Source organism: Phormidium pseudopriestleyi FRX01, assembly GCF_017313335.1.
GTDB classification, from domain to species: Bacteria; Cyanobacteriota; Cyanobacteriia; order Cyanobacteriales; family Laspinemataceae; genus Laspinema; species Laspinema pseudopriestleyi.
The window spans coordinates 1-5,291 of sequence record NZ_JAFLQW010000327.1 but is presented as its reverse complement, the minus strand read 5'-3'; the positions used below and the strand labels follow the sequence as shown (position 1 = coordinate 5,291).

General features: G+C 48.5%; 3 protein-coding genes and 1 pseudogene. 2 read left to right on the top strand and 2 right to left on the bottom strand.

All coding sequences use genetic code 11. The features are described from left to right. Positions 1–702: pseudogene (locus J0895_RS12175) on the top strand (hypothetical protein); the annotation flags it as partial. A gap of 313 nt (positions 703–1,015) precedes the next feature. Here J0895_RS12175 and J0895_RS12170 read toward each other — a convergent pair. Then, positions 1,016–1,582 carry a hypothetical protein gene (locus J0895_RS12170; protein WP_207088359.1) on the bottom strand — a complete coding sequence of 189 codons (567 nt, stop codon included), beginning with the start codon at positions 1,580–1,582 and terminating at the stop codon, positions 1,016–1,018. Between the two features lie 292 nt (positions 1,583–1,874). Between J0895_RS12170 and J0895_RS12165 the strand changes: the two genes are divergently transcribed. Then, on the top strand, positions 1,875–2,543 hold the full coding sequence (locus J0895_RS12165) for a L,D-transpeptidase (RefSeq protein ID WP_207088358.1): 669 nt from the start codon (positions 1,875–1,877) through the stop codon (positions 2,541–2,543). 170 nt (positions 2,544–2,713) lie between these two features. On the opposite strand, the gene J0895_RS12160 is transcribed toward J0895_RS12165, so the two are convergent. Next, the gene (locus J0895_RS12160) at positions 2,714–4,603 is read right to left on the bottom strand and encodes a tetratricopeptide repeat protein (protein WP_207088357.1); all 1,890 of its coding nucleotides are present in this window, start codon (positions 4,601–4,603) and stop codon (positions 2,714–2,716) included. Between the last annotated feature and the right edge of the window lie 688 nt (positions 4,604–5,291).

Sequence of the window (5,291 nt, the reverse complement as noted above, 5' to 3'; positions counted from 1 at the left end):
TCTGGGGTGCGTCCTCAGTTGAGTTCGGGGACCCTAGAGGAGGCGATCGCCAGCTCATTACCGGGAGAATACCAGTTTCAACCGATGAGTTTGCAGGCTTTCTCTGATTCTACGGGGGTAAAGGACTCATTCTCTCCCGTCGTTTGGCAGGAATCTGCTCAGAATAAAACCGTGGAGTGCTCGAACTCCTCATCCTGTATCACCGGGTCGCAAAACAGGATCTCATCGACGATTGCTACGGCAGTCCGGCGATTGAGTCCCCTGGGTCTAGCAATTGATGCCTACGGGTTCCACCCGGTTGCGACTCGCTTCAATCCCAGTCGCTACTATAGACAACGGTCTCGGGTTGCCGGTCGCTATGATGGGGATTATGCCAATTTTCAATTGGGTGGCATTCAAGGTTCGGCATTGCAGTCTGTGGCAGCATTTGCGCGATCGCGTCAAATTCCCTTGGTGATTGTTAATCTACCCCTGACTGATGATTATTTAGATGCCACCCGCAGCGCCAGGGAGGTCGAGTTCCGCCAGTATATGCGCCGCATGAGCGCTCAAGCGTTTCTCTGGCGCGATCTGTCCACGGTCCAGAGGCTGAATCGGAATGAGCATTTTGAGGACCCTAGTCATTTGAATCAGTTAGGCGCGGCGGCGGTAGCTCGTTCTCTGGCAGCGGATCCTAATATTCCCTGGCCGAGACGTCGCTAGTCCGAGGGTAGGGGAGGGAGGGAGATGGGGATAACGACTGAAGTCGTTACTACAAACTTGCCTATCCTCCTCATCGTCCCAATTGGGCCAAACACCCTGTCTTGCCTTCGGACTAGGGGTGAGGTGAAAAAGCCGGTCGCGAAGTGAGGCCCGGTTCACCCTCAAGTGAAGTGAGCCGCTTGGGAGTCAAGGGGATTGTAATAGGGTGAAGGGATTTCTAATAAAAAGTGATGCCCCTTGTACCAAGGACATCACTTAAGTTTACCGTTTTAATTGAACCGTTCTAGCTGAGAAGATTCACTCCTGATTTTATTTACCAGAGTGCGCGCACAGGTTGCTGAATGTTAGAGACCATGTTGCGATCGTCAATGTCGAATTCAATCCGACGACCGGGACTCATGACAGCTTGAGTACAAACATCCCGACCTATCATATAACTACGGATTCCGCCATCGGGAAGCCGAACCTGTAAGGTGGTGTCTTCGCAAGAAACAACGTCCCCCGCAACCCGGATAGTCCGGGCTGTAGTCGTGGTCATCGGGGCTGTGGTCGTGGTGGTCGAGGTGGTTGTGGTGGTTACTCGATCATCTGAATTGAGGACGGTAACTTGGGTCCCCATCATCCCTGTATCATCTAACATTACCTCGATTTCCATTCCGGGGAGCAACCCCAGACGGTTTCTGTCACTTTCCGAAATCTCAACGACTTGAGTTTCGCCATTGGGGAGACGAATGCTCACTTGATTGTTACGAATGCTTTGAATGGTACCTCGGACCATACTGGGGTTAGCTTGGCTAATGGATTGGCTCTCCCCAACTGGAGCGACTGGCCGAGACAATGCTGGCGAGACCGATACTCCCGAGAGTATCAGGGTCAACATTGTACCTGTTAAGACTTTCATATTTTTCATCCGCATGACATCCTCACTTTAACACGATTTATTTAACGAGATTTTGATTTAGACCTCGCGATCGGATCTACACATTCGTTAGCTGCTATTCCCGGAACCCTGGCATAATTCTACCCGTCCGGTGCTGGAGCTTTCATCTACCAATAGGTAGAGGTTGGACCCCTAGCATCAATACCGATGGGTTTTTTAAGATCCGAGGGATTGAGGCTTGAGTTCAAATCAGGTCAAGCTATAGAATAAAATAATATCAGTTTTTCAGGAAATGTGTAGTCCGGGTTTGTTAGGAATTAAAGATAAAGGAATGGTGCAAGGAGAAGTTCTATTGTTAAAGTTTATGCGCCTTACCATCAGTGCGGCAGTTTTACTCCTGTCGATGCCATCCCTCGCGTGGGGAAGCGGTGTCCCGACAGAAATATCCGTGGGAAATCTCCCAATTCCTGATTTAGAATGGTTGCCGGTTCTAGACCCTGAGTTACCTCCGTTAGGAGAATATTCTAAATTTATTCCCTTTGAGCAGGAACTGTATCCTGAAAGGGTGACTGAGGGAGTTCATTTAGTGATTCGCTTGAGCGAACGTCGCGTTTATGTGTATCGTAACGATCGCCTCCAAACCAGTTATCCGATCGCCGTTGGCAAGGAAGGGTGGGAAACGCCTACCGGCCAATATGAAGTCATGCAAATGCAACGGAATCCAATCTGGGAGCATCCTTGGACGGGTGAATTGGTTTATCCAGGGCCAGATAATCCTTTAGGAGCAAGATGGATTGGGTTTTGGACAGACGGAAGGGATTTAATTGGTTTTCATGGTACTCCCAATGAAGAACTAATTGGAGAGGCGGTTTCTCATGGTTGCGTCCGAATGCGAAATCAGGATATTTTGTCGTTATATGCCCAGGTAGACCTGGGAACCCGAGTGACGGTAGAACCGTAATCTTTTCTGAGAAGAACACAGATGAGAAAACGAGTCAAGACCGCCGCAATCTCAAAAATTGAAAGAGGAAGTGCGAAGAGATTGCCTTCGCACTTCCTCTCAGTTCAATCAGAGGCCAATTCCAAGCTGGATGGACCACTGGAAAAGGGATATAACATTGAACGGAGCAATTATTCCAGCGATCGCTGATACTCTTCTAACAACTGAAAAATATGATCATATCCATCGACTCCGATCGCCGGTATAATTCGTGGGCGATGTTGTTCTAGCAAACCCTGAAACGCTTGTGCCCCCATTTGACCTTGGATAATCGAGAGTAATCCCGCACTTTGCCGCCATTCCTGAGCCTCAATTTGCTCTAGCAGATACATTCCCAACCCGCCAAAATAAAGGGTAGATTTCAGGTTTTGCTGACGATAGTGAGCTTGGGCTAAATAGGCTAAATTTAAACCCTGAAGGTAAAGGTCCCCGGAAATTTGGGCCGATTCCCATCCCTTCAATAAGTTAGCGATCGCCTTGGGATACTCGCCGATCGCCACATAAGCAATCCCCAAACTACTGCGACATAGCGCTTGACTTTGGCGATCGGCTAACTTATCTGAAAGCTGTAATCCTTGTTCCAAATAATGAATCGCCCCCTCATAAACCTCCGGTTCCAATTCTCCCTGTTCCCGGGCTTGAAACACCTCACTAAATCCCAGATTCGCTAAAGCATTAGCCTCTCCCAACCGTTCCCCCTCTTGCCGGGACCCGATTAAGGCGCGCTGACTACAATCAATCGCCAATGCATAATTTTTCTGCCCTACATAACTGCGGCTGATATGATTGAGATTGGCAATTTCACAGCGGCGATCGCCAGATTCCCGGGCAATATCCAGGGCTTGTTGATGAAAAGCAATAGAACGCTCAAAATTTCCCATTGCCCGCATAGAATAACCCAGCAAGGTCAAAATACGCGCCTTTTCCTGAGTTCCTTCCACCTGTCGCAAGGGTTCATCCAGATATTGCAATGCACCGCGCAGATACTCCCCAGTAAATGCGGCAAATATCCCCCCATACAGGGGAAAATAATCCCGCTGAGAAAATGCGCGTAAAATCTGTAACGTCACTTGAAAGCAAGCATTTGTGAAGCGATCGCGAGTATTGGAATTGAAGCGGGTGCTCCGATGGACTGCATTGGCTAATTGAGACCAAATCAGGGCAAAGGTTAGATAGGTTGAAATCGACAGCTTTGCTCCAACTTTGGAGTCATAGACCATTTTATCGAACCAAACCACTAACCCCCGTTGCAACCCCTGCAAAATCACCGTCAGTTCAACCCAATCGCTCACATCGACATCAGGTTGGCGATCGAGAAAGTTGAGGAGTGGTTGATTGAACGAAAGGGTTGTAAATAGGGCTTGGGGAAAGGGCCGATTCAGTTGTTTGGCCCATAATGCCCAGGGTCCATTCTGTCCGGGAATTCCCCCAAATCCCAGTTGTCCTCTGCCTTGTTCATAGATCCAACTAACCAGGTGAGGTTCAATCTGCTGCCAGGATTGTAAGCCTTGTTGCAGTCCTTTTGCTAGGGGTGCAACTTCCAGGTGGAGTTCGGGATTGGCAATGCTATCGAGTCTATCCGTGAGGGTTTTGGCAAGTTGTCGCTGTTGTTCGAGAGTGAGAACTTCAGGTTGATTGGGGTCAATCTCGCGCAGGAGTGCAAACAGGCGAGTATAGGGTTCGGCTTGGATGATGCGATCGGCAGCGGAGGCGATCGCATCTTTGACTCGATTTTCCTTTTGCCAGCGTTCCCATTGTTTTTCGATGGTTTGTAATGCGCGGTGAATGCGACTGGCTTTGGCGGCTTTCAACTCATCGGTTTCATGATCGAGTTTATATTGAGTGGCACTGAGGCGATCGGCTAGGCATCGCTCAAAGATTTCTCCAGTCCCACTGTCAATTTCTTGGACCAGCATTTGATAGACCTGCTCAACGGAGCGAATTTTGCCTTTGAGGGTCGTATCTACGATGGTATCGATAAATTGGAAGTAGCGATCGCGCAAGGAAGTAGAATCTGACATTGTAAATTAAGCTCTATCAAGAATTCGGCAGTTTTCCTTGTTTATTCTACTTCTGTGGCTTTCCCTGGATCAGAAGAAGACCGCTTTCGGGTGGAAAGCGGTCTTGCTCTGAATCCGGATGTGGTAGGGCCGTCTCAATCAGGATCACCCTAGAATTGAAGGAGTGGGAGCATCTTGCTCCCTATTTTATTTGGAGAAGGGAGCAAGATGCTCCCACTCCTTAAAACAATTGTCCAATGCCTACAAGACTCGCACTATTTGGGCTTTAACTCCTCAAAACCTAGCACTGTCAAGGTGGTAAATTTAATAACGAAAAAGAGTGATGGAATGTAGGGGTTTGGTCTCCAAACCCTCTTTTTCCCAGATGTAGGGGTTTGGAGACCAAACCCTCTTCCAACTAAATTTTCGGCGATCGCCGGTTTTGTGTACTCAAGATGTGGGAACACAGGGGATTGTCCGATGATTTGACACTCCCGATGTCTAAAGACACGGGGATTCTTGCACAGCCTTAGACCAAAGCCTAATTCTGATGGGCGCTGCTCATTGTGCCTCTAATAAGTCCGCTCAAATTAGATTTGAACTTTCCCTTTACTTTGCGAAGGATATTAGCAGCACCATTACAGCCTGCATTGATACATCCAAACGTTCCAGTCCTAAACAATCCACGTTTTCCGCGCTTGACTGCCAC